The following is a 4790-nucleotide window of genomic DNA, read 5'->3' on the forward strand; positions in this document are numbered from 1 at the left end:
GTGGGCATCGGCCGCAGCCGGGCCCGCGTCCCCACGCCCGGCACGGGCACCAGGTGTACGGCCGACTCGGCGGCCCGGGCCAGCAGCCGTCGGTCGGCGTCCCGGGCCGGGTGCAGCGCGGCGGCGATCGTCACCGAGACCACCAACCCCCGGGCCGTGACCACCCGCGCCACGGACCGCAGCAGGGTGTCCGCGCCGAGGAAGGCCGCCGCCGTGGTGGTCGTCCCGGTGGCCGTGCAGCGGTAGCTGAGCCGCAGCGGCACCACCGGGCTGCCCGTGTCGATGGCCGCCTGGAACGTCGCCGGTCGGAAGCCCCCGCCGGGGCGCAGTCGGTGGCGTCCGCGCCGGCGCACCACGTCGTACCCTCCGGAAAGACCGACACCGACCGGCCGGCGCGCAGCGCGTCGGCGATCCGGCCGACGGTGGTCGGCAGCGCCAGCGGCCGGGAACGGTCCACGAAGACAGTGCCCGCCGCCGCGGCCAGCAGGCCGACCACCGGCCAGGAGCGGATCTCCCGCTTCGCCACCATCCGGGTGGGCGCGACCGCCAGCACCGCGAGGATGTCCAGCCAGGAGGCGTGGTTGGCGACCACCAGCGCCCGGCGCCGGGGCAGCCGACCCCGGACCACCAGGCGGACGCCGAAGGCGCGCATGGTTGCCCGAGCCCAGCCGCCCAGCGCCGCCTGCCGTTCCCGGGCCGGAAGCACGGGCAGCAGCAGCACCAGGCCGACCCCGATCAGCAGCACGCCGAGGGCGGCGGCCAACCGGAGCACCCGGCGGATCACCGGCACCGTGGGCACCGCACCGGCCGCCGGTAGGCAGCCGTCGTGGCAACCCGAGGAGGGTCGCCACAGGTCGCGCGTCGCGGTGGTCACGCCGCCTCGCCCAGAAAGTGCCGCAGGTAGCGCGGGTTCATCCGGTCGAGGGAGAAGAGCACGTAGAAGTCGGCGCACCCGAAGTCGCTGTCGTACGACGGCTCACCACAGATCCACGCACCGAGCCGGAGGTACCCACGCAGCAGCGGCGGCACCGCGACGCGCCCGTTCGCGTCGACCGCGCCGAGCGGGGCGGCGACCCGCTCGACGGCCAGGGCCTGTTCGCCGAACCAGGGCCGCAGCGGACGAACCCGCAGCGGCGGCGGCGACAGGTGCCGGCTCTGCGCCTGGGTCCACACCTCGGCGACCGTCCGCCCACCGTCGGCCACCGGCACCGAGGCGCAGCCGCCGAGCCAGCGTGAGCCGCGCAGGTGCAGGTAGCGGGTGAGACCCGCCCACATCAGGTTGATCACCGCGCCGGAGCGGTGGTCCGGGTGTACGCAGGACCGGCCCGTCTCGACCAGGTCGTCCCGGAGCGGGTCGAGCGCCCGCAGGTCGAACTCGTTCTCGGCGTACCGCCGGTTGGTGCGCCCCGGCGGCAGCAGCCGGTACGTGCCGACCACCTCGCCGGTGCTGTCCTCCCGGACGATCAGGTGGTCGCAGTACGCGTCGAAGGGGTCCACGTCCAACCCGGTCTCGCCGGGCAGGAGGGTGGCGCCGAGCTCGGTGGCGAACACCTCGTGGCGCAGGCGTTGCGCGGCCGCGACCTGGGTGGGGTCGTCGGCGATCAGCAGGGTGTATCCGCTGGTCGTCAGGGGTGCGCCAGCGGCATGCAGAACGGCCATGGGATCTGTGTAAGGGCCTCGGGTTGCCAGCCACGGGCAGCACCGGTGTCGGCAGGATGAACGCCGGCCGGCGGATGCGTCCCAGTCCGGCCGTGCGAGGCTCGCGGATCGAACCGGCGACGGCGCCGGAGCGCCCCACCGGAGGTCGACGATGCTCATCGAGTCCCGCTACAACGGCCCTCCCGGCTCGGGCAACGGCGGCTGGAGCGCGGGTGTCTTCGCCACCGCTGCCGGCGGCACAGCGCCGGTCGAGGTGACGCTGCGTCGGCCACCACCGCTGGACATCGAGCTGACCGTGGTCGACGGCGAGGTCCGTGACCCGGCCGGCGAGTTGGTGGCCGAGGTACACCCGGCCGGGCCGATCGACGCCGTCGTACCCCCGGTCGAGCGGGACACGGCGGTGGCCGCCGCCGCCCGCTACCCCGGCCTGGTCGAGCATCCGTTCCCCGGCTGTTACGTCTGCGGGCCGCAACGGGCCGACGGGCTGCGGATCTTTCCCGGTCGGCTGCCGGACGGGCGGACCGCCGCGCCGTTCCGGGCGCCCGAGCGGGTCTGCGCGGCCACGGTCTGGGCGGCGCTGGACTGCCCCGGCGGGTGGACCGTGCTCGCGCCGGGCCGCCCGTACCTGCTGGGGCGCATCGCCGCGGTGGCGCCGCGCTACCGGAGCCCGGCGACGAGTGCGTGGTGACCGGCGCGCTGCTCCGCGTCGACGGGCGCAAGGCGCTCGTGCACACCAGCCTGTACGGCCCGGACGGCGCGCTGCTCGGCGCGCCCGGGCCACCTGGATCGCCCGCTGAACCCCGTCGTCCTTCGCAGGGAGGAGTCGCGTCCACCCCGCGACGGAGGCGAACATACGGACCGAGCCTGATTGACCTTGTTGCCACGGGCCGTCACGCTGTGCCACGGCGTACCTCGACGCCACCCGGGAGGAGAATGATGACTGACGGGCAGCGAAGCCCCACCAGCGACGGTCAGATCGTGGTGTCCGGTCTGACGAAGCAGTACAAAAACGTGCGGGCGGTGAACGACCTGTCCTTCACCGTGGCACCGGGGCGGGTGACCGGCTTCCTCGGCCCGAACGGCGCCGGTAAGACCACCACGCTGCGCATGTTGCTGAACCTGGTCACGCCGACCGCCGGCACGGCCACCATCAGCGGCCACCGGTACGCCGACCTCACCGATCCGCTGCGGCACGTCGGCGCGGTGCTGGAGGCCTCCAGCGCGCACAAGGGCCGCACCGGCATCAACCACCTCCGGGTCATCTGCGCGGCGGCCGGGCTGCCCGGGCAGCGGGCCGACGAGGCACTGGCCATGGTCGGGTTGACCCCGGCGGCCAAGCGTAAGTTCAAGGGTTACTCGCTGGGCATGAAGCAGCGGCTCGGTATCGCCGCCGCGATGCTCGGCGACCCGCGCGTGCTGATCCTCGACGAGCCGGCCAACGGGCTCGACCCGGAGGGCATCCGGTGGATGCGGGGGTTCCTCAAGAACCTCGCCCAGCAGGGCCGGACCGTGCTGGTCTCCAGCCACCTGCTCTCCGAGATGCAGCTGCTCGCGGACGACGTGGTGATCATCGCGGCCGGGCAGCTGGTCCGCCAGGGCCCGGTCGACCAGGTGCTCGGCTCGATGGCGCAGAGCGCCCGGGTCCGGGTCCGTACCCCGCAGGCCGAGGCGCTGACCGCCGCCCTGAAGGCGCAGTCGGCGACCGTCGAGACCGACGAGCACGGCACCCTGCTGGTCGCCGGGGCGGACGCCCCGACGATCGGCCGCGCCGCCCTGGCCGCCGGGGTTGAGCTGCACGAACTGACCACCGAACGGCCCGATCTGGAACGGGTCTTCCTGGAGCTGACGGCCGGAAAGGCGGGCATCCGATGAACCTGGTCCGAGCCGAACTCCTCAAGATCCGCACGACCAGCACCTGGTGGTGGCTGGCCCTCGGCGCGTTCCTGTCGATCGCCCTGGCGTTCGCGTTCAACGCCTGGTACGCAGTCACCGTCCTCGGCGGCGACGGCGGGGATCTCGGCGCCAGCCCGGAGCAGTCCACCCCGGCGGCGCAGGCGGCGAACCTCTACACCTCGGGTCAGTACCTCGGGCTGATGTTCGTGATGCTCATCGGCATCCTGATGGTCACCAACGAGTTCTTCCACCAGACCGCGACCACGACGTTCCTCACCACCCCGCGGCGAACCTCGGTGATCGTCGGCAAGCTCATCGCCGCGAGCCTGCTCGGCTTCTTCTTCTGGTTGGCGACCACGGTGATCGACCTGGCCGCCGGCTCGATCTTCCTGTCCCTCAACGACTACGGCGCCCAGCTCGGCGAGTGGCCGGTGCAGCGGGCGCTGCTGTTCAACCTGCTCGCGTACGCCATCTGGACGATCCTCGGCGTGGGTATCGGCACGCTGATCACCAACCAGCTCGGTGCGGTGATCACGGCTGCGGTGCTCTACCTGGTCGGTACCCAGGTGGTGGGTCTGCTGTTCCTGCTCCTGTCGAACCTGCTCGACAGCGAGGCGGTGCTCAAGTGGCAGGTGGTCTGGCCCGCGGTGGCGTCCCAGGTCATGATCACCGAGGGCCAGTCGGAGTTCGTGCCGGCCTGGTGGGTCGGCGCGCTGGTGCTGATCGGCTACGCGCTGGTCAGCGGAGTCGTCGGCGTTTTCATCACGCGGCGTCGCGACATCGCCTGACGGCGTTTGCGACCCCGGGGCGGCGGCGACGAGCCGGCCGTTCCGGGGTCCGCGCCTTTAGCAGCCCTGCGCCGGGCCCGCAGCGGTTGCCGAACTTCTGGCGTCTTCTGTGAAACCGGCCACGGGAACGAGGCGGAAATGCCTGCGGTATCGGTACGGCGTAGCCTGGAGCCGTCCAGTCTGCGCTCCTATCGGGGCGCGACGGACGCACCGCGTGCCACACAAACCCGCGTGAAAGAGGCGATTACCGGCCGTGTCGACCCAGCAGACTTCGCAGGATAACCCACTAGCGGGTTTCGGCCCGAACGAGTGGGTCGTCGAGGAGATGTACCAGCGCTACCTCGCCGACGTCGAGCGTCGATTCGGCCTGGCACGACTTCTTCTGCCGACTACCGGCCGGCGCCCGGAGCGGCCACCCCGCGCGGCGCCGAGCCGTCAGCCAAGCCGGCC

General features: G+C 72.7%; 3 protein-coding genes and 3 pseudogenes. 4 read left to right on the forward strand and 2 right to left on the reverse strand.

The features are described 5' to 3' along the window. A pseudogene (locus JM949_RS33570) lies at positions 1–874 on the reverse strand (lysophospholipid acyltransferase family protein); the annotation flags it as partial. Continuing rightward, on the reverse strand, positions 871–1659 hold the full coding sequence (locus JM949_RS33575) for a GNAT family N-acetyltransferase (protein ID WP_203152060.1): 789 nt from the start codon (positions 1657–1659) through the stop codon (positions 871–873). The pseudogene JM949_RS33570 and the gene JM949_RS33575, both read right to left, overlap by 4 nt. A 151-nt stretch (positions 1660–1810) precedes the next feature. On the opposite strand from JM949_RS33575, the pseudogene JM949_RS33580 reads away from it, so the two are divergent. From JM949_RS33580 to JM949_RS38210, 4 genes and pseudogenes are all read left to right on the forward strand, one after another. Further along, positions 1811–2456 (forward strand): annotated as a pseudogene (locus tag JM949_RS33580) (hypothetical protein). 139 nt (positions 2457–2595) lie between these two features. Next, positions 2596–3531, forward strand: a complete 936-nt coding sequence (locus JM949_RS33585; RefSeq protein WP_203152061.1) for an ABC transporter ATP-binding protein — start codon at positions 2596–2598, stop codon at positions 3529–3531. Then, positions 3528–4340 carry an ABC transporter permease gene (locus JM949_RS33590; RefSeq protein WP_203152062.1) on the forward strand — a complete coding sequence of 271 codons (813 nt, stop codon included), beginning with the start codon at positions 3528–3530 and terminating at the stop codon, positions 4338–4340. Before JM949_RS33585 ends, JM949_RS33590 begins: the two co-directional genes overlap by 4 nt. A 253-nt stretch (positions 4341–4593) precedes the next feature. Next, positions 4594–4790 (forward strand): annotated as a pseudogene (locus JM949_RS38210) (2-oxoglutarate dehydrogenase E1 subunit family protein); the annotation flags it as partial.

Origin of the sequence: Micromonospora tarensis, assembly GCF_016803395.1 — a bacterium.
Lineage (GTDB): Bacteria > Actinomycetota > Actinomycetes > Mycobacteriales > Micromonosporaceae > Micromonospora > Micromonospora tarensis.

Bases quoted from the DNA above. Each gene is read 5' to 3' on its own strand.
- JM949_RS33575 (WP_203152060.1), bottom strand. From the start codon at position 1,659: ATGGCCGTTCTGCATGCCGCTGGCGCACCCCTGACGACCAGCGGATAC.
- JM949_RS33585 (WP_203152061.1), top strand. From the start codon at position 2,596: ATGACTGACGGGCAGCGAAGCCCCACCAGCGACGGTCAGATCGTGGTG.
- JM949_RS33590 (WP_203152062.1), top strand. From the start codon at position 3,528: ATGAACCTGGTCCGAGCCGAACTCCTCAAGATCCGCACGACCAGCACC.